Source organism: Nocardiopsis sp. NPDC006198 (genome assembly GCF_040613895.1).
Lineage (GTDB): Bacteria > Actinomycetota > Actinomycetes > Streptosporangiales > Streptosporangiaceae > Nocardiopsis > Nocardiopsis tropica.
In genome coordinates this window covers 166,497-190,008 of the sequence record NZ_JBEXSY010000002.1, presented here as the reverse complement: position 1 = coordinate 190,008, position 23,512 = coordinate 166,497, and the positions used below count along the sequence as shown (strand labels likewise).

The 23,512-nt window shown below is 71.5% G+C and carries 20 protein-coding genes; 17 read left to right on the top strand and 3 right to left on the bottom strand.

Annotated features, from left to right (window positions below; all coding sequences use genetic code 11):
* Positions 1-352: 352 nt before the first annotated feature.
* The 8 genes from ABZ234_RS02635 to ABZ234_RS02600 all read left to right on the top strand — a co-directional run bounded on the left by ABZ234_RS02635 (position 353) and on the right by ABZ234_RS02600 (position 10,825).
* Positions 353-1,618: an SWIM zinc finger family protein gene (locus tag ABZ234_RS02635; protein ID WP_355010755.1), complete on the top strand. Its 1,266-nt coding sequence runs from the start codon at positions 353-355 to the stop codon at positions 1,616-1,618.
* The gene (locus ABZ234_RS02630; RefSeq protein ID WP_355010722.1) at positions 1,615-3,147 is read left to right on the top strand and encodes a DUF5691 domain-containing protein; all 1,533 of its coding nucleotides are present in this window, start codon (positions 1,615-1,617) and stop codon (positions 3,145-3,147) included. The genes ABZ234_RS02635 and ABZ234_RS02630 overlap by 4 nt, the downstream gene beginning before the upstream one ends.
* Positions 3,148-4,257 (top strand): AAA family ATPase, encoded by a 1,110-nt coding sequence (locus tag ABZ234_RS02625; RefSeq protein WP_267947120.1) that lies wholly within the window; start codon positions 3,148-3,150, stop codon positions 4,255-4,257. It abuts the gene before it with no gap.
* A complete protein-coding gene (locus tag ABZ234_RS02620) occupies positions 4,257-6,644 on the top strand; it encodes a DUF5682 family protein (protein ID WP_355010721.1) in 2,388 nt (795 codons plus the stop codon). The genes ABZ234_RS02625 and ABZ234_RS02620 overlap by 1 nt, the downstream gene beginning before the upstream one ends.
* Positions 6,641-7,804, top strand: coding sequence for a VWA domain-containing protein (locus ABZ234_RS02615; RefSeq protein WP_267947118.1), 1,164 nt, complete (start codon positions 6,641-6,643; stop codon positions 7,802-7,804). The genes ABZ234_RS02620 and ABZ234_RS02615 overlap by 4 nt, the downstream gene beginning before the upstream one ends.
* A 356-nt stretch (positions 7,805-8,160) precedes the next feature.
* Positions 8,161-8,703 (top strand): DUF6879 family protein, encoded by a 543-nt coding sequence (locus ABZ234_RS02610; RefSeq protein WP_355010720.1) that lies wholly within the window; start codon positions 8,161-8,163, stop codon positions 8,701-8,703.
* Complete coding sequence (locus ABZ234_RS02605; protein ID WP_355010719.1) at positions 8,703-9,542, top strand: helix-turn-helix transcriptional regulator; 840 nt, start codon at positions 8,703-8,705, stop codon at positions 9,540-9,542. The genes ABZ234_RS02610 and ABZ234_RS02605 overlap by 1 nt, the downstream gene beginning before the upstream one ends.
* 140 nt (positions 9,543-9,682) lie before the next feature.
* A complete protein-coding gene (locus tag ABZ234_RS02600) occupies positions 9,683-10,825 on the top strand; it encodes a methyltransferase domain-containing protein (protein ID WP_355010718.1) in 1,143 nt (380 codons plus the stop codon).
* A gap of 224 nt (positions 10,826-11,049) precedes the next feature.
* Here the strand turns inward: ABZ234_RS02600 and ABZ234_RS02595 are convergent, their stop codons facing one another.
* Both ABZ234_RS02595 and ABZ234_RS02590 read right to left on the bottom strand, forming a co-directional pair.
* Entirely contained in the window at positions 11,050-11,235 is a 186-nt protein-coding gene (locus tag ABZ234_RS02595) for a DUF397 domain-containing protein (RefSeq protein ID WP_355010717.1), read from the bottom strand.
* Positions 11,235-12,083: a helix-turn-helix transcriptional regulator gene (locus ABZ234_RS02590; protein ID WP_355010716.1), complete on the bottom strand. Its 849-nt coding sequence runs from the start codon at positions 12,081-12,083 to the stop codon at positions 11,235-11,237. The genes ABZ234_RS02595 and ABZ234_RS02590 overlap by 1 nt, the downstream gene beginning before the upstream one ends.
* A gap of 234 nt (positions 12,084-12,317) precedes the next feature.
* Here ABZ234_RS02590 and ABZ234_RS02585 point away from each other — a divergent pair, with 234 nt between their 5' ends.
* From ABZ234_RS02585 to ABZ234_RS02565, 5 genes are all read left to right on the top strand, one after another.
* Positions 12,318-13,247 carry a helix-turn-helix transcriptional regulator gene (locus tag ABZ234_RS02585; protein ID WP_355010715.1) on the top strand — a complete coding sequence of 310 codons (930 nt, stop codon included), beginning with the start codon at positions 12,318-12,320 and terminating at the stop codon, positions 13,245-13,247.
* A 105-nt stretch (positions 13,248-13,352) separates the two neighbouring features.
* Entirely contained in the window at positions 13,353-13,874 is a 522-nt protein-coding gene (locus ABZ234_RS02580) for an ATP-binding protein (RefSeq protein WP_355010714.1), read from the top strand.
* 155 nt (positions 13,875-14,029) lie between these two features.
* Positions 14,030-14,311, top strand: coding sequence for a hypothetical protein (locus ABZ234_RS02575; RefSeq protein WP_355010713.1), 282 nt, complete (start codon positions 14,030-14,032; stop codon positions 14,309-14,311).
* A 270-nt stretch (positions 14,312-14,581) separates the two neighbouring features.
* The gene (locus tag ABZ234_RS02570) at positions 14,582-15,970 is read left to right on the top strand and encodes an MFS transporter (RefSeq protein ID WP_355010712.1); all 1,389 of its coding nucleotides are present in this window, start codon (positions 14,582-14,584) and stop codon (positions 15,968-15,970) included.
* Between the two features lie 71 nt (positions 15,971-16,041).
* Complete coding sequence (locus tag ABZ234_RS02565; RefSeq protein ID WP_355010711.1) at positions 16,042-16,710, top strand: Crp/Fnr family transcriptional regulator; 669 nt, start codon at positions 16,042-16,044, stop codon at positions 16,708-16,710.
* A gap of 6 nt (positions 16,711-16,716) precedes the next feature.
* On the opposite strand, the gene ABZ234_RS02560 is transcribed toward ABZ234_RS02565, so the two are convergent.
* Positions 16,717-17,214 carry a hypothetical protein gene (locus ABZ234_RS02560; protein ID WP_344179565.1) on the bottom strand — a complete coding sequence of 166 codons (498 nt, stop codon included), beginning with the start codon at positions 17,212-17,214 and terminating at the stop codon, positions 16,717-16,719.
* A gap of 166 nt (positions 17,215-17,380) precedes the next feature.
* On the opposite strand from ABZ234_RS02560, the gene ABZ234_RS02555 reads away from it, so the two are divergent.
* The 4 genes from ABZ234_RS02555 (at position 17,381) to ABZ234_RS02540 (ending at position 23,383) form a co-directional block, all read left to right on the top strand.
* The gene (locus ABZ234_RS02555) at positions 17,381-18,178 is read left to right on the top strand and encodes a hypothetical protein (protein ID WP_267947104.1); all 798 of its coding nucleotides are present in this window, start codon (positions 17,381-17,383) and stop codon (positions 18,176-18,178) included.
* 333 nt (positions 18,179-18,511) lie between these two features.
* Complete coding sequence (locus tag ABZ234_RS02550; RefSeq protein ID WP_355010710.1) at positions 18,512-20,758, top strand: hypothetical protein; 2,247 nt, start codon at positions 18,512-18,514, stop codon at positions 20,756-20,758.
* A complete protein-coding gene (locus ABZ234_RS02545) occupies positions 20,755-22,014 on the top strand; it encodes a hypothetical protein (protein WP_355010709.1) in 1,260 nt (419 codons plus the stop codon). Before ABZ234_RS02550 ends, ABZ234_RS02545 begins: the two co-directional genes overlap by 4 nt.
* A complete protein-coding gene (locus ABZ234_RS02540) occupies positions 22,004-23,383 on the top strand; it encodes a DUF4407 domain-containing protein (RefSeq protein WP_355010708.1) in 1,380 nt (459 codons plus the stop codon). The genes ABZ234_RS02545 and ABZ234_RS02540 overlap by 11 nt, the downstream gene beginning before the upstream one ends.
* The last annotated feature ends 129 nt before the right edge of the window (positions 23,384-23,512 follow it).

Here is a 23,512-nt window from a genome sequence, read left to right as displayed (position 1 = left end):
TAATAGATCTGTTTTCAACACCCTCAGAAAAATGCGCGGATCAGGACTTTCGGCACCAGGATAAAACGGCCAGAGAGAACAAATGTATTTTATATGCCGTTAATGCGTTTTCGGTGGCACACGGGGGGTTCGTGGCCGTGGGCGGGCCGGTCCGCTGCCCCATCCTTCCACGGGGCCCGGACAGTTCCGGATGTCCGGACGGCGCCCCCGGGAAAGGTCGTGCGAGGGGCTGTCGGAACACCCCGATTTGTCACTGTCGTTCCGTAGTGTTCTCCATGTGAGCGATCGATGGAGTACCGACGACGTATGGGCTCTGGCTCCGGACCCCTCCTCCCAGAAGGCCGCGATCAAGGTGGCCAAGGGCGGGTCCTGGCCGGAGCGCGGAGTGGTCGCCGCCCCCTCCGGCGGCGCCTCCGCCGTGTGGGGCGAGTGCAAGGGCAGCGGTTCCAAGCCCTACCTCGCCGCCGTCCACCTGGACGGTGACGGCGGCCCCGCCTTCAAGTGCAGCTGTCCCAGCCGCAAGATCCCCTGCAAGCACGTCCTGGCCCTGCTCGCGCTGTGGGCCCAGGACGACGTGGCGGTCCGGGCCGAGAAACCCGAATGGGTGGGCTCCTGGCTCAACGGCCGCGCGGCCCGCCGGGCCCGGGCCGAGAACGGGACCCCCGCGGCGCCCGCCGACCCCGCCAAGGCGGCGCAGACCCTCCAGAAGCGGGAGGAGGCCGTCGGCGCCGGACTGGAGGAACTCCGGACCTGGCTCTACGACCAGGTCGACGCGGGCCTGGCCGAGGTGCCCAAGCAGGGCTACGACCACTGGGACCGCATGGCCAGGCGCCTCACGGACGCCAAGGCGCGCGGAGCCTCCACCCTCGTCTCCCAGCTGCCCTCCGCCGCCAGGGGGGACCACTGGCCCGAGCGCGTGCTCGAACAGCTCGGCCTGCTCCACCTGCTGGTCGTCGGCCACCGGGCAGGGGACGCCCTCGGGGAGCGCACCCGCGGGGCGGTCCGCGCCAGGGTCGGGATCACCACCCGCGCCGAGGACGTCCTCGCGGGCGGCGAGCGGGTCCGCGACACGTGGCGGGTCCTGGGATGGCGCGACGTCGCCACCCCCGAGAACGACATGCGCGCACGCCGGGTGTGGCTGCGGGGAGCCGGGACCGGGCGCACCGCTCTGTCCCTGACCTTCGGCCGCGCCGGGGAGGCGCCCGCCACCGCCTTCCGGGTCGGCACCGAGGTCGCCGCCGAGTTCGCGTTCTACCCCGACGGCCACCGCATCGTCCCCCTGGGCGACGGTGACACCGGCCCGGCGCCGGAGCCCGGGGGCGGCACCGTCGCCGAGGCCCTCGACGCCTTCGCCGCGGTCCTGGCCGAGGACCCCTGGCAGGACGCCTGGCCGGTCGTGCTCGACCGGGCCGCCCCCGCACTCCCGGCCGGGGACGGCGACCGGTGGCACCTCGCCGACCCGACCGGCGCCGCCCTCCCCCTCGCCTCCCCCGACCCCTGGCGCCTCCTCGCGGTCACCGGCGGCCATCCGGCCACCGTCGCCGCCGAGTGGTCGCCCTCCCACGGGCTCACACCCCTCACCGTGTGGGACCGGAACGGAAAGGCGGTCTCCCTGTGACCGGCACGACCGAACCCCTCGACCCCCTGGCCCCCCTCACCGCCGTCGACTCCTGGGACCGCCTGGTCTCCGCCGCCCTCGTGGGCACCTCCCGCCGGGCCGTGCCCGACACCCCCGACCTGCCCTCCACCCCCGCCGCCGAGGGAGCCGAGACCCTCCTGGACAGGGCCGCCCTGGCCGCCGTCCGCCGCGCCGCCGGGTACACACCCGCCGAGGCGACGCCCGTCGCGCCCGACGCCCCCGACGAACGCCCCGAGGTGGGGCAGGCCGCCACGCGCCGGCTGGAGGGCATCCTCGCCGGACGCCTCCCCCTCCTGCCCGAGTGGCTCGAACTCGCCGCCGCCGGAGGGAGGCGGGCCGCCCACTCCAGCGTCCCCGCCCTCCTCGACCAGGGGGCGCGCGACAGCCGGCTGCGCCCCGCGCTCGCGGCGGCCGTCGGCGGACGCGGCCACTGGCTGGCCCGGTTCAACCCCGGTTGGGAGTACATGCTGGGCGAGTCCCTCCCGGGCGACCGGTTCGACCGGCACGAGTGGGAGCAGGGGAGCCCCGCCCGGAGGCGACGCGCCCTCGCCGCACTGCGGACCACCGACCCCGACGCGGCCCGCGAGCTCCTCCGGGGCGTCTGGTCCGACCTGGCCAAGGCCGAGCTCCGCCGCCGGCTCCTGGAGGCGCTCGCGACCGGGCTGGGCCCCGCCGACGAGGAGTTCCTCGAACACGCCCTGGACGACCGGGGCGCCAACGTTCGGGGCCTGGCCCTGTCACTCCTCACCCGGCTGCCCGACAGCGCCCACGCGCACCGCCTGCGCGGCCACGTCCGCGAGTACGCGTCGGCGGGCGACAACGGCGGACTGCGGGTGGAGACCGTCCACACCCGGCGCGACGACATCCACCGCGACCTCGCGCTCGCGGCGCCACAGCAGCAGCCCGAGGGCAAGAACGAGCGGTCCGAACGCCTCTGGGCGCTCGTCACCCACGCCCCGCTGGACGTGTGGCCCGACCTGCTCGGCACCGGCCCCTCCGGGATCCTGGACGCCGCCACCGACTCCGGCGACGCCGAACTGCGCGACGCCTTCGTCAACGCGGTCGTCGTCCAGGAGGACACCGCGTGGGCGAGGGCCGTCCTGGAGGCGATCGGCCCCCGCGTCTCCCACCGCTCCCACGCCCACACCCGCGGGGCGTTCCAGCTGGAGAAGCTCCTGGACCTGCTGCCGGTCGAGGAGCGCTGCGCGCACGTGCAGGGCGTCCTCAACCCCGGGGTGGGGCTGGAGCGCTGGGGCGAGATGCTGCGCGCCACCCGCGGTCCCTGGACCGCGGCCCTGTCCGAGCAGGTCGTCCGGCGCCTGCACCGGCCCGGACGCGGACGCGACTCCTACGGCTACCGGGAGGTCTGCGAGGCCGCGGCCGAGCACATGCCCCCCGAGCACCTCGCCGGCCTGAGCACCGAACCCCCGTTCGACGACACCGCGGACGCCTACCTCCGGCTTCGGGACACCCTCCGATTCCGACTCGACATGCACAAGGAGCTCTAGTTGACCACCTCCGCCATCAGCACCGACGCGGCCCAGGCCATCCGCCCGCACGCCGAGCAGACCTACGCCGCCGAACTGGAGGCGCTGGCCAAGGCCGACGACCGCCGGCGCCCCCCGGGCTGGCGCCTGTCCCCGTGGGCGGTCACCCAGTACCTGCTGGGCGCCACCCTCGACGACGGCACCGAGATCACCCCCAAGTACATCGGCGCCCGCCGGGTCGTCGAGGTCGCCGTCGCCACCCTGGCCACCGACCGCGCGCTGCTCCTCCTCGGTGTCCCCGGAACCGCCAAGACGTGGCTGTCCGAGCACCTGGCCGCCGCCGTCTCCGGTGACTCCACCCTCCTGGTCCAGGGCACCGCCGGGACCTCCGAGGAGGCCGTCCGCTACGGCTGGAACTACGCGCGGCTCCTCGCGGAGGGGCCCTCCGAGGCCGCCCTCGTGCCCAGTCCCGTGATGACCGCGATGGCCCGCGGCTCCATCGGGCGCATCGAGGAGCTCACCCGCATGCCCTCCGACGTCCAGGACGGCCTCATCACCGTGCTGTCCGAGAAGGCCCTGCCGGTCGCCGAACTCGGCATCGAGGTGCAGGCCCGGCGCGGGTTCAACATCATCGCCACCGCCAACGACCGCGACCGCGGCGTCAACGACCTGTCGAGCGCGCTGCGCCGCCGGTTCAACACGGTGGTGCTGCCCGTCCCGGACAGCGCGGAGGACGAGATCCGCATCGTGACCCAGCGCGTGGAGCAGCTGGGACGCTCGCTGGAGCTGCCCGAGGTCCCCACCAGCCTCACCGAGATCCAGCGGGTCGTCACGGTCTTCCGCGAACTGCGCTCCGGGGTCACCGAGGACAACGGCACCAAGGTCAAGTCGCCCAGCGGCACCCTGAGCACGGCCGAGGCCATCTCGGTGATCACCAACGGCATCGCCCTGGCCGCGCACTTCGGCGACGGGAAGCTGCGCGCCGCCGACGTCGCCGCGGGCATCCAGGGCGCCGTCGTCCAGGACCGCGTGTCCGACGGCGTGGTGTGGCGCGAGTACCTGGAGACCGTCGCGCGCGGCCGCGACGGCTGGGGCGAGTTCTACCGCGCGTGCCGTGAGGTGGGCGCCTGATGGGCCGACCCCGACTGGACACGAGCGGGCTGCACGTCCTCGGCGTGCGGCACCACGGCCCAGGTTCGGCCCGGGCCGTCCGGGCGGCCCTGGAGGAGATCAAGCCGGACGCCGTGCTGATCGAGGGGCCGCCGGAGGCGGACGCGCTCACCGCCCTCGTCGGTGAGCTGGAGCCGCCGGTGGCGCTGCTGGCCTACGTGGCCGATGCCCCCGCGAGGGGCGGGAAGGCCCCGGCCGGGGGCGGCGGGGAGGAGAGGGCCGCGGTCGAGGACCGCCGGTCGAGGGACGGGTGGGCTTTCTGGCCGTTCGCGAGCTTCTCCCCCGAGTGGGAGGCCCTGCGCTACGCGGTGGCCAACGACGTCCCGGTGCGCTTCTGCGACCTGCCCGCCGCACACACCCTCGCCGAGCGTATGGCAGAGGCGGAGGACCACGGCGCCGGGACGGACACGGAGGCCGGCGCCGGGGAGCCGGGTGAGGGCGCCGACGGCGCCGGGGTCGAGGAGGCCGTCGGCGAGCCCGAGCGGGTCCGCCTGGACCCGCTCGGCGTCCTCGCCGAGGCCGCGGGCTACGACGACGCCGAACGCTGGTGGGACGACGTCGTCGAGCAGCGCGGCGACGGGGAGCCCTCCCCGTTCCCCGCGATCGCCGACGCCATGGCCGCCGTCCGCGCGGAGTCGGGCCCCGAGGAGCCGCGCAACGCCCGCCGCGAGGCGTACATGCGCCAGACCCTGCGCGCCACCCTCAAACAGGGCCACGAGCGCGTCGCCGTGGTCTGCGGCGCCTGGCACGCCCCCGCCCTGCGCGACCTGGCCGACCACCCGGTCAAGGACGACGCCGCCCTGCTCAAGGGCCTGCCCAAGGTCAAGGTCACCGCGACCTGGGTGCCGTGGACCCACGGTCGCCTGGCCTCGGACAGCGGCTACGGCGCGGGCGTGTCCGCGCCCGGCTGGTACCACCACCTGTTCACCGTCGCGGACCGGCCGGTGCACCGCTGGCTCACCGACGCCGCCCGCATGCTGCGCGACGAGGGGCAGGGGGTGTCGTCCTCGCACGTCATCGAGGGCGTGCGGCTCGCCGAGAGCCTCGCCGTGCTGCGGGGCCGACCCCTCGCCGGACTCGACGAGGTGTCCGAGGCGCTCACCGCCGTCCTGTGCGAGGGCGAGCCCACCCGGGCCGCCCTCGTCCACCGGCGGATGGCGATCGGCGAGCGGATGGGCGCGGTGCCCCCGTCCACGCCCATGGTCCCGCTCCAGCGGGACCTGGTCGCCGCCCAGAAGCGGCTGCGGCTCAAACCGGAGCCCTTCGACCGCGACCTCGACCTCGACCTGCGCAAGGACAACGAGCGCCGGCGCGGCGTGCTGCTGCACCGGCTGCGGATGCTCGGCGTGGAGTGGGGCGTTCCGCGCACGCCCGACGGCGGACACAAGGGGACCTTCCGGGAGTCGTGGCGGCTGCGCTGGGAACCGGAGATGGACGTGGCGCTGATCGAGGCCAGCCGGTGGGGGACCACCGTGGCCTCGGCCGCCGCCGCCCGGGCGGTCGACCTCGCCGGGGAGGCGACGCTGCCGGAGCTGACCTCGCTCACCGAGCAGTGCCTGTTCGCGGAGCTGGGCGAGGCCCTGCCCCGGGTCCTGGCCCTGCTCACCGACCGGGCGGCCACCGACAGCGACGTCACCCACCTGATGGGCGCGCTGCCCCCGCTCGCCCGGTCGGCCCGCTACGGCGACGTGCGCGGGACCGAGAGCGGACACCTGCGCACCGTCGCCGAGCAGATCCTGCGCCGCGTCTGCGTCGGGCTGGCCCCCGCCGTGCACGGCCTGGACGACGACGCGGCGGAGCGGTTCGTCGGGCGGATCGACGAGACGCACACGGCGGCGACCCTGCTGGGAGGGGAGGGCGCCGCCGCCTGGACGGCGGCCCTCGTCGCCCTCGCGCGGCGGGACACCCTGCCCGGCCGGATCGCCGGCCGCGTCAACCGGATGCTGTCGGACGCCGGGCTGGTGGACGACGACGAGCTGCGCCGCCGCCTCGGACGGGCGATGTCCCCGGGCGAGGAGCCCGCGACGGCCGCCGCGTGGCTGGAGGGGTTCCTCCGGGGCAGCGGCCTGATCCTGGTGCACGACGACCACCTGCTGGGGCTGATCGACACCTGGCTGCTCGGCCTGCCCGAGGAGCGCTTCACCGTCGTGCTGCCGCTGCTGAGGCGCACCTTCGGGTCCTTCCAGGGGCCGGAGCGGCGGGAGATCGGGGCCGCCGCCGCCCGGATCGGCAGGGCGGCCCCGGCCGCCGGCCCCGCGGCGGTCCGCGCGGACGTGGACGTCGAACGCGCCGCCCCCGCCCTGGCCGCGGCCCTGGCCATCCTCACCACCGGAAGGAGCCACACGTGAGCGTCACGGATGAGCGGGAGCGCCGCTGGCGGCTGGTCCTCGGCCGCGAGGCGCAGTGCGCGGGCGGCCTGAGCGCCGCCGACCAGGGCATGGACGGCGCGCTGGAGGCGCTGTACAACCGGGGCGACGCGGACCGGGGGGCCGGGGACGGCCGGCGCAGCGCCGGCCTCGGCGGCTCGGCGCCCCGGGTCGCACGGTGGCTCGGCGACATCCGGGAGTACTTCCCGACCTCCGTCGTGCAGGTGATGCAGAAGGACGCCATGGACCGGCTGGGCCTGCACCAGCTGCTCCTGGAGCCGGAGATGATGGAGGCCGTCGAACCCGACGTGCACCTGGTGGGCACCCTGCTGTCCCTCAACCGGGTCATGCCCGACGAGGCGCGCGAGTCCGCCCGCGCCGTGGTGCGCCGGGTGGTGGACGACCTGGAGCGCCGGGTCGCGCAGAAGACCCGCTCCGTGGTGCAGGGGGCGATCGACCGGTCGGCGCGCACCCACCGGCCGCGCCGGGTGGCGGACATCGACTGGAACGCCACGATCCGCCGCAACCTCGCCAACTACCTGCCCGAGCACAACACGATCGTGCCGGAGACCCTGGTGGGGTACGGGCGCCGCAGCCGGGGCGTGCAGAAGGACGTCGTCCTGGCGATCGACCAGAGCGGGTCGATGGCCTCCTCGGTGGTGTACGCGAGCGTGTTCGGCGCCGTCCTGGCCTCCATGAGCACCCTGCGCACGTCGCTGGTCGTGTTCGACACCGCCGTGGTCGACCTGACCGAACAGCTCACCGACCCGGTGGAGGTGCTCTTCGGCACGCAGCTCGGCGGCGGCACGCACATCAACAAGGCGATCGCGTACTGCCAGGGGCTCATCACCAAGCCCGCGGACTCGATCTTCGTGCTGATCAGCGACCTGTACGAGGGCGGTGTCCGAGCGGAGATGTTGAAGAGGGTGGCCGCCATGCAGGCCGCCGGGGTCCAGGTGGTCGTCCTCCTGGCCCTGTCGGACGAGGGCGCGCCGTTCTACGATCGCGAGAACGCGTCGGCGCTCGCGGAGATGGGCGTTCCCGCGTTCGCCTGCACGCCGGACGTGTTCCCGGAGCTGATGGCGGCCGCGATCCAGGGACAACCCCTCACGTCCTGGGTAGAGAAGCACCAGGACGCCTGATCCGGGCGGGCGGGGCCGTGGCGGTCCCCGCCCGCCTGTCACCCGTCCGGGGTGGGGAGCGGTGACCCGATCGTCACAGGCAGTCGCGCTATTGCGGAGTATTCCTTTACAAGGCCCATTTATGGGAATACTCTCCGTGTATCGGCTCCCTTCGAACGAGGAGACCCCCTTGAAGTTCACGAGGATCAGCGGTGACTGCTGGGATGGAGACTGCCCGGCCGTCTATGAGACGGATCGAGGCACGTACATCGTGCAGGGGTACTCGATCATCGACCCAGGCACTCTCGCCGGTCTCGGGTTGCCCATAGGAGAGAGCGCGGTAGAGGTGCCCGCGGACCTGTTGAAGGGAACCCGATTTGTCACTGAGTAAAGCGGGCTTCGACGAACTGTTCGACGGGACGACCAAGAGTGTCTTCAGGTTGGAGACCCTGCCGGTCTACAACCCGGTGTCGGAGGCGTCGTCCCTGAAGTCCTATCTTGACGGAGAGCCCTGCCCCAGGGTGGGCGTCACCACTCCCTACATGCAGGAGATCAAGGACCAGACGAGCCGTGGCATCCGGCGTTACCGGGTCCATGTCGTCCACAGCCCCCTGACGGACTACCTCCGCTACGAGATGGAGTGGGGGTACACCTTCACCTCCCAGGCCGGCGAGGAGATCCTCATCCTCGATACGGCCGAACACGGTCGTCCCGAAGGGCTGTTCGACGAGGACTTCTGGTTCTTCGACGAGACCCATGTGGTCCGCATGGACTACCGCGAGGACGGAGAGATCCTCGGCAAGGAGCTTCTCGCGGACCCGGATCTGGGACACTACCGAGCCCAGCGTGATCTCGCGTTGGCGCAGGCCGTACCCTTCAACGAGTATTGGAGTGCGCATCCGCAGTACCACCGGGACTGATGGCCATACCTGAATCGTTCGAGCGGGACCGTGCGGAGCTGGCTGAGGGTATTCGCCAGCTCCGTGCGGTTTCTGGCATGTCCGGGGTGGCCGTCGCCGGGCGGTTGGGGTGGAGTCAGGCCAAGGTCTCCAAAATCGAGACCGGCAAGGTGGTTCCTTCCAGCGAGGATGTAGGGGCGTTGCTCGACCTCTACCAGCCGCCCACTGAGGTGCGGGAAAGGCTGGAGGAGCGGGCGGAAACGCTGAACGACCGGTACGCCACCTTGCGCATGCTGCGCAAACGAGGGCTACACCGTGTTCAGGAGGACATCGGGCGCAACGCCCAATCCACATCGGTGATCCGGTCTTTCCAGCCCAGTCTGGTGCCGGGGCTGCTCCAGACCCCGGAGTACGCACGCGCGGTGTTCGGACAGCCACTGACGATGGAGACCACTGACGTCGCCCGGGCCGTACGCGCCCGCCTCGATCGGCAGACACTGCTGTTCGACCCTGAGCGGCAGTTCCACTTCGTCATCACGGAAGCCGCTCTTCGCTGGCGCATGGGCGATTCTGCCACCATGAGGGCGCAATTGGACAGGCTGGCGAATCTGTCCACGTTGGAGAACGTGCGCCTTGGAGTCCTGCCGTGGAACGTCTTCGTGCCGCAGGTGCCGAAAAACGGCTTCACCGTGCTCGATGAGCGCGAGGTGTCCGTGGAGAGCTTCACGACCCACAGGTCGATCTCGGAGCCCCGGGACATCCGATTCCACCTGGAAGTTTTCCAGCTGTTCGCGGACGCCGCGATCTATGACGACGAGGCGCGTGCCTTCCTCGCCGAGCTGACCCGAGAGCACGCCTGACCCCTGCCTCTTCCCCGGCGCCGCTTCGGGTTCCCTTGCTTCGTGGTCACAGAACTATTCCTTGAAGTGATCAGTTTCTAGGAATAGTCTCTTGTTTGGTTCCACTGACCGTGAAGCACGGAGGAGCCACCATCGTGAGCATGACGACTCTGACCGAGAAGGGAGTCCGCATGGCCGACGAACCCGGGCCCGGGGACCTGGCGGCGCTCGCGCCCGCAGCCTGGGAAGAGGTGTTCCGGAGGGTCCCCCGGGAGTTCTTCATCCCGGACGCCGTCCAGGCGAGCCCGATGGGCGACGAACCGTCGTACTGGGTGGACCGCACCGAGGACCCGGACCGGTGGCGGGTCGCCGTCTACGCGGACACGACCCTGCTCACCCAGGTCGCGGACGGGACCGTGGAGCTGTCCGAGGACACGGTGCGAACCGGTGCGCCGAGCAGTTCGAGCACCGCGCCCAGCCTGGTCGGGGAGTTCCTCGACCTGCTCGACCCCTCCCCGGGGGACCGGGCCCTGGAGGTCGGCACCGGGACCGGATGGACCGCCGCACTGCTCTCCGAGCGTCTGGGCGCGAGCAGCGTCACCTCGGTCGAGGTGGACGAGCGGGTCTCCAAGGTCGCGGCCGACCACCTCGAAGCCGCCGGGTACCGGCCGAACCTGGTGGTGAGTGACGGGCTCGCCGGGTTTCCCGAGGGTGCTCCCTACGACCGCGTGCACGTGACGTGCGCCGTGCGCGAGGTGCCGTTCGCCTGGGTGGAGCAGACCCGTCCAGGGGGAGTGATCGTCGCGCCGTGGTCACCCGTGCAGGTCCGGGGCCACAAGCTCAGGCTCAGGACCACGGGAGACCGGGCGATCGGCCGGCTCCACGGAGGGACGGCGTTCATGATGGCGCGTTCCCAGCGTCCCGGATACGCCTCTCTGGAGGGGGCGCCTCGTGAGACGGAGGCGCGGCTGGACCCGATGGTGGTGACGAGTGCGGGCCCGGGGCTGGAAATGGTGGTGGCCGCGCTTCTGCCGGGGGTCGTGGTGAGCGGTTTGGGCGAGGACTCCGACCGGGTGAGCCTGCACGACCCCGTGACTGGTGCATATGCCCTGGCGATTCGCCCGGAGGACGGGGGCGCGGCGGAGGTCACCGAGTACGGGCCGCGCGATCTGTGGTCGGAGATGGAGGCGGCCTACCTGGCCTGGGTGGGTCTCGGTGAGCCGGAGCTGGAGCGGTTCGGGCTCACCGTGGACGCCGAAGGCCAGCAGGTGTGGTTGGACCAGCCGCGCAACCGGGTGCGGTGAGGAAGGAGATCCCCGTGGGTGACCACAGCAAAGAGGTGAACTGCTCCAACTGCGATGGGCGAAAGACCATCACGCAGTCCCAGGACGGGAAGGTCGACCGGATTCCGTGCCCGCTCTGCAACGGGACCGGCAAGCAGCCGTAGGGCGCCGGACCGATGGGGCCTTGGCCATGTCTTCAGAAGACCGAAGGGTCGTGCCCTGTGGCGCGGCCCTTCGGCACTGGATCAGCTCTTCGCGCTGCCGAGGAACGCGTGCCATTCGGCGGAGTTGAAGGTGAGCGTACCCTGGTCGCGGTTCTGGGTGTCGCGAACGCCTGTGGATGACCCCTCGGAAACCTCAACGCAGTTGTTGGCTCCGGAGCTGTAGCTGCTCTTGTGCCACGGAACAGACGCTCGGTTCTGCTGAGACATCAGTGTTTCCCCTTTTCCAAGGTTCTGATGCGGTCCTCTATGAGCAGTATGCTCTCACGCTTGCCGAGCGCCGCCACTTGGAGCTTGTTGAAGACGAGTTCGTAGACTCCGGTGTGCTGCGGCCGATCCCAGAAGTCGGAGCTGGTGAGATCCTCCAGATAGACGTAGGTCGCTTCTACCTCGTCCAAGTTCAGGAGAGTGAAGCCGGTCCCCATCGCTGCGTGTTCTCCAGAGCTGTACGGAAGGATCTGGAGGTCGATATGGGGTTGTTGGGCGATGTCCCGCAGATGGCGTAGCTGTTCCTCCAGCACGGAGAGACCGCCGACAGCTCGGTGAAGTGCACCCTCTCCCAAGACGAGCGCCACGTTCGGCGGAGATGCCTGGACCAGGATTGATGCTCGTTGCAACCTGCCCCCGACCACGCGCTCGATGTCGGCGGGCGCGATCGTGACTGAGGTGGAGCAGACAGCCGCGGCATAGGCAGGCGTTTGGAACAAGGCGGGGATCAGCTCTTCGTAGAAGATTTTCAATGCGCTCGCATCGGCCTCCACGCTCACGTATCCACGTGCGAAGTCCAGGACCTTGCCGTAGGACCCGCGCTTGCGGGCAGACGCAGCCAGGTCGCGGAAGGTCGCAGCCTCGTCGGCACTGAGCCGGAAGAGCTTCACGAGCTTGCTCGTCTCGGTGGAAGTCACCGTGCTGAAACCTGACTCGATCTTGCTCACCTTGGATGCGCTGCATGCCAAGGCTCGGGCGAGGTCATCCCGCGTCAGGTCGGCGCCTTCCCGAAGTCGTCGGATCTCCCTGCCCAGTTGAAGGCGGAGAACGCGTGGTCCGGGAGTCGTCAAGGCCGCTCACCTGTCCTTTTTGATGTCTAAGGTCCGCTTTGGTTTGCCCTGCCACCAGGCTTTTTGTGCTTAAGTGGAAATTCTACTTGACTTTCTCCTGGCAAGCAGGTCTCCTGTTCACAGTGAGTATTCCACCTGTTGCGCTTCGGTGTGAGTGTTCGGGAGATTCTCGGTAGCTCCGAACGTCCCTTGCGCATTCGAGTGGGCCTGTACGTCTCTTCCAGGAGGGCTGTCATGGCTGGTGAACGACGGATACATGCTCGTACGGACGTGGGTGGGGAGGCTCCTGACCCGTGGGAGCGCTTCGGTGCCCGGGTCCGGGCGGCCCGCGAGAAGACAGGGGTATCGCCGGAGGAGGTGACCGAGCACAGCCTCTTCTCCGTCCGAACCCTGCACCTGATCGAGGAGGGCTCCCACGTCCCCGACCTCGGCGCGGCGGTCGTCCTGGACGAGAAGCTCGACGCGGAGGGCGTCCTGCTCGACGCCTGGGCGCAGACCCGCATCACGACCTTCCTCCAGGCCGGGGCGGACATCTTCGCCCTGACGGAGCATGTCGACCAGATGCGCTACTACGCACCGCTCGTCCTCCCCGACCCCTTCCTCACCGAGGAGTACGCGCGAGCCCTGACCCGCGTCGAGCGCCCCATGGAGGCCCGGCTGGTGCTCAGGGACCGGCCGCGTATCCGCCGGGTGTCCTCCACCTCGTACGGCCCCCCGTTCCACTGCCTGGTGGTGGACGAAGCGGCGCTGACCCGGGTCGTCTCCGACGCCAGGACCACGCGCGACCAGCTCCAGCACATGCGCATGCTCGCCACCTCCGAGGCGGTGACCATCCAGGTGGTCCCCGACGACCTCCCCCACCACCCCGGACTGCGCGGCGCGTTCTGGACCCTCTCCTTCTCGCCCCGCCACACGCTCGCCTACACCCCGCACCCGCGCGGGCCGGGCCACACCGTCACCGACGCCAAGCAGATCAAGGGCTACACGGACCTCTTCGCCACCCTCCAGAGCGTGGCCCTCTCCGCGCAGGCGTCCCTGCGCCTCATCGAGGAAGCCGCGAAGCGCTTCGAGGAACCGCCCAAGCGGCAGGCCATCACCGCCGGGTCCGGCATGGACGGCCTGCCCTCGCTGATCACCGAACCGGTCGCGAGCCGGAACCACTGATCCACGCACACGTGCCCCGGCCGGGCACGCGAAAGCCCTGGCGGGTGCAATCACACCCCCAGGGCACGGCCGACGACCCACACCCCTGAACAAGGAGATCGTGGCATGTTCATTCTGCCGCCCCGCCCCACCCCAGAAGTCCCCGCCGGGGACGCCCTGGAGCACCGGTGGGAACCCCGCCTGTACCCCGGAACCCTGGGCACCACCGCCCGTGTCCGCGCTGAGCTGCGCCTGGACCTCTCCCGGCTCCCGGACCTGGACCCGGACCAGACGGACTCGATCGTCCTGTGCGCCAGCGAGATGTTCGCCAACGCCTGTGACCACTCCAGGTCCGGCGAGGAGGACGGCCGGGTCATCCGCACCCTGTCCAGCCCCGGCGACCACACCGTTCGGCTGTCGGTCATCGACGACGGCTACCGCGACACCGGCACCCGTCCCCGCATCCCCCGTCAGCGCACCGCCCAGGAGTGGCGGGACGCCGAACGCGGCCGGGGCCTGCTGATCGTCCACCACCTCACCATCCGGTGGGGGACCCGCCGAGTGGTCGACTTCCCGTTCTGCGAGGGCCTCGGAACCGTCCTGTGGGCCGACTTCCGGCTCTCCTTCCCTCAGGGAGCCGACCGATGACCGCATCCTCGCCCCATCCCGGAGCACGTCGCCACGGCCCACGCCGAGCCCTTCACGCACCCCGGGACCACCGTTCCGCCCACGGTCGTGACGCCGTCGAGCCCCCGCTCGCGTCCCTGGGGCGGACCCCGCGAGAGCGGGCCGTCCTCGCCCAGATGGGGGAGAACCCCCGGGTCCGCTACAGCCTCGTCCACGGCGCGGTGCCCCCGTGGATGGACCTGGCGATCGCCGCCCAGGAGGCCGGGCAGCCGTCTCTTCCCATGTCCGAGCCCGCTCCTCCGCTCACCTCGGCTCCCCGAACCCGGGCACGCCCCCTGCCGCGCCGCCCGGCGAGCCACCGCAAACCCCGCCGCCGCATCGGCTGGACAGCGGCCTGCCATGTCCTCGCCGCCACCTCCGGAGCCCTCGCCCACCACTTCATCCAGTTACTGGTCTGACCCTTCCCGGGTCGCTCCGACCACCCAGGAGGCCGCACCGGTGTCGGGCCCGGTGCGGCCGCATACGGGCAGGGCCCGGCGTGGTGGGGAGACGCGAAAACGGGTGGCGGGGATCCTCGCGGCTCGGCTAGTGTCCGGCCCGTGCCCGAATCGGTTGACGTGGCCGCCTAGCGGCGGCCGACCCCAGAGTCCTCCGCCGCATCAGCGACCACGCCGGTGCGGCCCTCCGTGCTGCCCCGGCTCCGTTCCTGAACGCCCGGAGCCTCCGACTTGTCCACACCACCCGCACGCGGCGGGGTAGTCCTCCTCGCCGTCCTCCTCTCCACCCTCACGTTCCCCCTGGCCATCACCGGCGCCTCGGTGGCGCTGCCCGCCGTCGGCGCCGAGCTCGGCGGCGGCCCGACCGCGCTCCAGTGGGTCGTCAACTCCTACAACGCGTGCTTCGCCGCGTTCCTCGTGTGCGCCGGGTCCGTGGCCGACGCGGTCGGCCGTCGGCGCGTCTACGCCGCGGGGGTCCTCCTCTTCTGCGCGGCCGGCCTGCTGTGCCTGTTCGCGCGGGACGTCGCCGTACTGAACCTGTTCCGCGCGGTCGGCGGCGTCGGCGCCGCGGCGGCGGTCGCCGGGGGCGGTGCGATGCTCGCCGCGACCTTCGAGGGGCCCGCGCGTGCGCGGGCCTTCGGCCTCCTCGGCACGGTGCTGGGCGCGGGCACCGCCTTCGGCCCCGCCGTCGCCGGGCTGCTGGTGGACACCCTGGGCTGGCGGGCCGCGTTCGCCGCCCCGGCCGTGGTCGCCGGTCTCGCCCTGGCGCTGGTCCCGCTGCTGCCCGCCGCGCGCGGCACCGGGAGGCCGGTCGACCGGCCGGGCGCGGTCCTGTTCACCTCGGCGCTGGCGGTCCTGATCGCCGCCCTGGTCGAGGGCCCCGCACGGGGCCTGCCGGTGGTGCTGGCGGGGCTCGCGGTGTCTGCACTGCTGCTGGCCGCCTTCGTCCTGGTCGAACGGCGCAGCCCCGAACCGCTGGTCGACGTGGCGCTGCTCGGCAACCGGAGGTTCGTCGCGTACGCCCTGGCGGCGGCCGCGTTCATGGCGGTCCTCGTTCCCCTGCTCGTCTACCTGCCCTCGTACCTGATCGCGGTGGTGGGCCTGGGCGCGGCGCAGGCCGGACTGTGGCTGCTGATGCTCACGGGGCCGACGCTGTTCCTGCCCGCGCTGGGGGCGGAGCTGGCCGCCCGGCTGCCCCACACCGCTGTCGTGGTGGGCGCCCTGGTCCTGTGCGGGGCGGGCTCCGCGGGCCTTCTGGTGCTCGGTCCGGACGCCACGCCGTGGACGCTCCTGCTCCCGTTCCTGCTGATCGCGGTGGGCGTGGGCCTCACCAACGGCACCGTCGACGGCATGGCGATGGGGGTGGTGGGCGTCGAGCGGACCGGGGTCGCCGCCGGGGTGTTCAACGCGACCCGCATCACCGTGGAGACGGTCGCCCTCGCCTGCGCGGGAGCCGTTCTCGCGGCACTCACCGGGGGCCGGCTGGAGGGGGAGGGGTTCACGGACGCGTTCCACGTCGTGGCCCTCGCCCTGGCCGGGGTCGCCGCCCTGGCGGTGGCGGGGGTCCTCGCCCTGGGCCGGCGCGGGGAGGCGGAACCGGAGAAATCACCCCTCTCCTGAGAGGCGGGCGGGCATCATGGGTCCTGGGAGGAGCCACGATGACGACGAACCACTGGCCTGCCGGGACATTTATGGCGAGGGTGGGGGCCGACACGGCGACCAGGCTGCTGGCTCTGGCCCCGCCCCGCCGCCTGTCCGCCGACGACGTGCTGATCGGTCAGGGCGAGAACAGGGAGATGATCCTGCTCCTGAGCCCTCCCGAGGCCGGCGAGCCCGCCTTTGCCAAGGTCACCTCGGTACTGCGCAACGGTACCGAGGTGATGCTCGGCATTCGGGTGCACGGCGACGTCGTGGGCGAGATGGGCATGTTCCGCGCCAGCGGGGCCAGCGCCACCGTCATGGCGTGCACGCCGATGACCGTCCGTTCCTACACGTACAAGGTCTTCCGGGACTTCTTGGAGGGGCACCGCGACGCCTGGGAGGCGGTCGGTGCGGTCATGGGCGACCGTCTGGAATCCGCTGACCGGCACCGCGCCGAGTTCGTCGGCTACGAGGTGGACGCCCGCCTCGCCCGCGTTCTCGTGGACCTGGGCGGGCGGCACGGCATCCGCTCCCCCGAGGGCGTCGAGTTGGGGGTGCGGCTGTCGCAGACCGACCTGGGCAAGCTCATCGGGGCCCGCACGGACGCCGTCGGCAACGCCATGAGGCGGTTCCGCGACGAGGGGTTGCTGCTGACGCGTTACCGCCACGTCGTGATTATCGATATGGACAGACTGCACGCGGTGTACGAAAAGGGATGAAGCGCATCAGGGGGTGAGTCTTCCCGCCAGACCATTCGCCACGACCAGGACGAGCATGAACGCCAGCCACGGGATGCACCTCCGGATGTGCTGGTTCTTGGCCCTGGAAATGGTGGAGAAGACCTCTGCCATGCGCCACACCTCGTCCGCGGTCAACGGGCGCTCGGAGTTCGGGCGGGGAAAACCGATGACCATCCTCCCGCCACCGCGGAAAAGCGTTCTCGGACGCAGTGCCAAAACCAGGTGATAGCCCGATGCCAGGAAGGCGAACGCGCAGGCCAGGAGAGATAAAGCCGAGGTGATCGGATGTCCTTCGGACACGCCCTCGCCGTTCACGAGCGCCATGGCGAACCCCGCCTGGGCGGCGCACAGGAAACCGATCTTCGTGTCGGCCTGGGAGACGTTGTTCTGGAAAAACGCCACTGCGGCCAGGGCTGAGTCGATAACGTCCTCCCTGCGAGATTCCATTGCCATCCCTTCTTCGGTGCGAGAAACGACCTCCATTGCACTCCCCCCTGGTGGTTCGGATGGCCGACTGGTCCGTGTTCCGCTGTGTGCCGGTTCTCACGCCGGTGGAGCGGGTGGATTGCCGACTGGTCAGGGATTCGCCTGCGCGCTGCGGACCACACTGGCAGCGTTCCGCGATTTCACATGAGGAAGTAGTGAGGAAATGACACAGACACCCGATTTCGGTCGGCGTCTCATCGTCACGGTCGACGCCAAGGGCTACGGGAGTTCGGACGAGCTCACCCAGCACCAGATCCAGGAGGCCATCCCCGTCCTGCTCACCGCGGCGGCCGAGCGCGTGGGCCTCGATCGGGGGACATGGCACGTCTCGACCACGGGCGACGGAGAGATGGCGGTCCTGCCGACCACGGTGGAGGAGCCCCGCCTGCTCGACCTCTACGTTCCCGAGGTCGCTTACGTCCTGCGCCGCCACAACCACAACCGGACCGAGGCGGGGCGCCTGCGACTGCGCATGGTCATCCACCACGGGTCCGCCGTGTCCTCGCCGACCGCCGGCTACTCCGGCAACGGGATCGTCACCGCTGCCCGGGTCGTGGACAGCGACGCCCTGCGCGACGTCCTCTCGGGCTCGGGCGCCGACCTCGTCGTCGCTGTGACCGCCCCCGTCCACCAGGACGTCGTCGCCCAGGGCCACACACGCCTGCGCCCCGAGGACTTCGTCCTCACGACCGTCCGCAACAAGGAGTACGAGGAGCCGGTCTGGGTGCACGTGCCCGGTCACCACCCGCGCAGGCCCGGGGCCTTCGGGGGCGGCGCCACCGCCCTCTCCCCGACCACCTCCGGAGCGGGCCCGGCTCCCTCCCCGGCCCCGGAGGCGGAGCGGTCCGCCCGGCCCGGGGAGCCGGGGGCCGGACCGGAGCGACGAGACTCCCCAGCGGTCACCAACGTCATGCACGGCAACGTCGACGCCTCCAACGCCGTCTTCGGCGTCCGCCACTAGGGGGGGCACGTGGACGAGCACCCCGACGAGGCCCCCCGACGACGGCCGGACGGTGCGGCGGAGCGGCCGCGCGAAGAGCGTCGGGCCGCCCGCTCCGCCGGGGCCGGGCGTTCACCGCGCGGGAAGGGCCCCGAGCGCGAGAAAGAGGCGGCCGACCGGAGGCGGCAGGGGGAGGCGGACCGGGAGCCCGGTGCCTCCGAGACCCCGGGCAAGGCGCCTCCCGGTGACGGTCCCCCCGGCGACGCCCCGTCGGGCCCCGGAGAGCGTGAGGGAACCGGGCCCGACGACGGGCCCCGCGACCGAACCGATCCGTGGACAGAGATCCCCAGCCGGGTGACCAACGTGTTCTACGGCATGGTCAACGCCCAGAACGGTACCTTCGGTGCGGCGGGGGAGCCCGGGGAACCGGACTCCCCACGCCCATCGGTCACCGGCCCCATGCGGGACCACGAGATCAGCGAGGCCGTCCGGGCCTTCGCCACCCCTGAGGGCTACACGGCCGCAGCCGAGCTCCTGGCGGACAGGGCCGTCCTCGTCCTCACAGGGGAGGCGGGAACCGGTAAGAGGACCGGAGCGATCTCCCTCCTCTCGAGGCTCTCCGACGGCGGGATCACTGTGCTCCCGCCGAGCCAGACCCTGGAGTCCCTGGCGGACCGCGACTTCGTGCCCGGCCGCGGCTACATCGTCCTGGACTGGTTCGGCGTGGACCGGTGGGACTCACCGGCGGAGCACGAGTACCAGTGGTCGGTGCTGTTCGGGTGTGTCGCCAACGCCGGGGCACACCTCGTCCTCACCTGCGACCGGGGTGTTCCCACCGGGAGGACGGCGCCCTCCGTCCCCTGGACCCGCCCCCGCGTGGTCGACGTCCTCCACGAACACCTGCGGGCACGGGCCCCGGGGGAGGAAGGCACGGACCCCGGTGGTGACCCCGGCGTGCCGGAGGCGGCCGAGAAGGCCGCCGCCGCCCTCCCGGACGACCGGTCACTCGCCGACGTCGTGGCTGTCGCGGAGGGGATCGCAGCCGGAGAGGACCCACAGGCGGCGGTCGAGGGCGTCCTGCGGTCCTCCTCCCGTACCCGGGTCCAGGAGTGGTTCGACGCCGACCCGGAAAGGCGTGACGTCGCCGACGCCACCGCGCTCGCGCTCCTCCACGGTGTGCACGAACGCGACTACGAGATCCTTGCCAAACGACTGCACCACCGTCTGAACAGGGCCTTTCCCTCAACGGCTCCCCTGGAGGGGTCTTCCGGGCGTACGGCGGAAGGTGACACCGAGAAGGAACCGGACCGCCTGCCCATGCTTCGGCGGCGGCGAGGTGCGGGAGGGCACAGCCTGATCCGGGTCAGGCTCCGCGACGACGGCTGGTTGGTCCGGCGCTTCCCCGGGTTCGCCGAGAACGGCGACCGGGCCGAGGTCCTGCGTCAGCTATGGGAGCGCTACGACGCGGACTTCTGGAACGCCGTCGAGTCCTGGACCAGGACGGTCGTCGGCCACGAGACCCGGAGGGTGTTCCTCGCCCGCGGCCTGGCGGCCCTGGCCGGAATCGCCTTCGAGGAGGTCCACGATCTCTACCTGGACCGGTGGTCGAGAAGGGGTGGCGGCGACGGCCGCGACACGTGCGTCTTCGTCCTGTGGTCCATGTGCATGGACGAGGGGCTCGCCCCCGTGGTCCTGCGGACCGCGGACCGCTGGCTCTCCCACGGCACGCCGGCGCAGGCCGAGACGGCACTCCACGTGTGGAGCGGTGAGCTGGGCGTGGCCTATCCGACCGAGGCCTTCAACCGGCTGTGGTCCCGGATGCTCGAAGAGGATGCGGCGGAGCGACGGCTGAGCGCGGCCCAGTCCATCGGCACGCTCTTCGGCAGCCTGGTGGACAGGGGCGGCAACGGACGGGCCGTGCTGCGCAGGCTCGACGACGGACTGCTCGACATCCGCCGCTTCGGTTCTGACCGGATCAACCGGACACTGCTGATCATCGCGGTCTTCTCCGCCCTCACGGTCCCCACAAGCGAACCCGTCACCGGGGGGCCGCCCCCGGCCCACGAGGACGACGGGCCCGACGACACGGGTACCGGAGAGGCCCTGGACGGCGACGGCCGGTCCCCGGCTGAGCCCGGCGGCGGCCCGGACGGCACCGCGGGACCTCTCGCGGCGGAGGACGGACAGGGGAGGGAAGCCCTCGGCGCCGACCCGGCGATAGCCCGCCACCTCATGCTCGCCCCGGACCAGATCCCCACAGTGGCCTGCCTGTGGGTGGAGACGGTCCGTCATCGCCCTGTGCGGCGCCTGTCGATCGAGGCCCTGTGGCGCACCCTGAGGGCGCTCCAGCGCAACGGTGCAGACGCGCAGGGCACGGCGCGCGACCTGCTCCTCGCCCTCGTACCGATGCTGCGGCCGGACGAACGCACCGGGTTCCGGACCAGCTTCGTCAGCGCGGTCCGCCGCTGCGCGGGCAGTGACCCCTCCACCGACGCCGTCCTGGAGATCCTCGCCGGGGTCTTCGGGGACGGCACCGACACCCCGACCGGCGCGGGCGCAGGCCCGGGCCCAGGCCCCCTCACGAAAGTGACGACGACATGAAACCCGCCACCTATCCGGTCGTGGAGGAACGCGCCCTGGGCGCTCCGGCCCGACAGGGATTCCTCAACCTGCGCGGCCGTCGCCGCGAGGCCTCCGAACTGCCGCAACCCGCCGCCCATCAGGTGCGCGTCTACCGCAGCGGCGGCGCGTTCCACGTGGACAGGGGCGGTCTCGCCCTCGACGACAACCGCGTCGTCGAGGCGGACCACGTGAGCCTGGTCGACGTCGGACACGACGTCGCGGTCGTGGTGGTCCTCTCGATCCCCTCCGCGGAGGACGACGAGTTCGAGGTTCGGACGACCTTCGCCTGTACGGTCATCGACCCGGTGACCGTGGTCAGCGAGGGCCGGGGAGACGCCGACCGCTTCCTGACCGGCTACATGAGGCGCTACGACAAGCTGCCGCAGATCGCCCAGAACCTCAGGCTGGCCGACATCAACGACGTCCGCGAGCTGGTGTGGAGCCACGTCAAGGCGTTCATCGACCTGTCGCCGCCCGAGGTCCGGGGGATGCGGATCGAGTACGTCGGTACGGAGGTGCTCACCCCGAACAGCCTCCGTGAGACGCGGGGGACATGGCGCACCACCCGTCACGAACAGGAGGTCGAGGTGGCCCGCACCGAGCACGACCACCTGATGAAGGAGAAGGTCACGAACCACACCCGTTCGATCATGGCCGGGCTCAGCGAGGCTGTCCAGAACGACACCATCAACGCGGTCATGCTGGCGCTGGCCGAGGGCCGCATCGACCCGACCGAGGTCGCGCACCGCATCACCGCCGAGCGCGAGCGGGCCCTCACCCGGGAAAGGGAGCGCGAGGAGGCCGAACGGCAGGAGCGGCAGCGCCAGGGGGAGTGGGAGCGCGATCTCGCCCTGCGCAGGGAGACCTGGGCACGTGAGGACGAGCACCGCCGTATGCAGGTCCGCTCCCAGTTGGCCCAGACGGCGATCCGGGAGAACTATGTGGACGGCGCCATGACCGCCGCCGAGGTCGTCGACTTCGTCGACCCCGAGATGTTCCCGATGCGCACCGAGTCGATCGGCAGCGGTGAGCGGAACACGACGGTGGCGGAGCCCGCCGTGGACACCGGCGAGATCGTCGCGCAGACCGGTGAGGACCCGCGCTCCGGGGGAGGGAGGACGGAGGGAGACCACGTCCTGCCTCGCGAGGCCGCCGTCGGTGACGGCCCCGAGAACGGAGTGAGGGGGCGGCGCTCCTATTCGGAGGGCCTGAGCGAGGACGACCATGACGCATAGCACCGTCGCCCCACCGGAGGCGGGCTCCCGCCCGGAGACCGCGGAGGAGCCCCGGCTCCCTCCCGAGAGCCGTCCGTACAGATTCCGCGCCTGGACAAGCCGTGTGCTGCGCCGCCTGACCGGCGTCGACGAGGACCTCCTGGACGAGGTCCCCGAGGAACGCCCCCGCTACACCCTCCAGGGGCTGGTGGTCGTCTGCACCTCCCTCCTGGCCGGGATCGCCGTCTTCGTCGCGCTCGGCCGGTTCACCGACACCCCGTGGCCGCTCCTGGTCCCCGCCGCCGCGTTCTGGGCCGGGCTCATCCTGGTCTTCGACTGTTGGATGCTCTCGACCATGCACGGTGTGAAGAAGGGCCACCGGTTCCGCGACTACACGGGGCGGATCATCCTGGCCGTGCTGGTCAGCGTGGTCGTCGCCGAGCCCGTGCTCCTCTACGTCTTCCGGCCGTCCGTCGAACAGGAGATCCGGGTCGACCGGCAGCAGGAGGAGGCGGCCTTCCGGTCGTCGCTGGAGCGCTGCAACCCGGTGTCGGGAGAACAGAGCACCGATCCGTCCTGCACGGAGGAGTTCCTGTTGACGGTCGGCGGCAGCACTCTCGCCGCCGACCGGTCCGCGCTGGCAGCGACGGTCGCCGAACGCGACCGCGTGCAGGAACACGTCGACTCCCTCCGGGGCCAGCTGGAGGAGAAGCAGGAGCTGGCCCGTCTGGAGTGCAACGGCAGTTCCGGAGACGGGCTGACCGGCCGAGCGGGTGAGGGCGTCAACTGTCAGCGGCTGCGCGGCGAGGCCGACGCGTTCGAGGAGGACAGCCGGCTCTCCTCCTACCAGGCCAACCTGCTGGAACTCGACTCCGAGGTGGAGGGCCTCACTTCCGCTTCGGGGGTGTCGACAGCGGATTTCGCCTCCGCGCGCGGCGAGCTGATCGACGAGAAGGTCGCGGACCGGACCGCCGCGGAGGGGGAGCACGGGATCATCGACGAGATGGAGGCCTTGGGCGAGCTCGCCAGGGGGAACTTCTACGTCATGGCGGCGGTGCTGCTGTTGAGGCTCCTGCTGGTTGCCGTGGACCTGTTCCCGGTCCTGACCAAGGTGCTCGGAGGGGCGAGCAAGTACGACGAGCTGTACACCGCCCGGGCCGACTTCCACCGGGAGCGCCACGGGGAGAAGCTGCGGATCCGGCGCAAGCAGCTCCAGGTGGACACAGATCGGGATGTGGGGCGCTTGGACGCCCAGCAGCAGGCCGACCGCAACGAGAACGATCGGCGGATGCGCAGCGACAAGGTCAGGCAGCGGGCCGTCCTGGAGGACGAGATCGCCCGCCAGGCCTCCCAGTACCGGGGGCAGCGCGGGCCCGACGGCGAGGGCTGAGGGGGAACGGAGAGGGGCGGAGCCCGTACCGGGCGCCGCCCCTTCGCCTTCCTGCCCTTCGTCACCCTCCGGGACCCCTGTCCCTCCTGTCCCTCACCGGTCCGTCGGCCGCTGCTCTGCCGGGGCTCG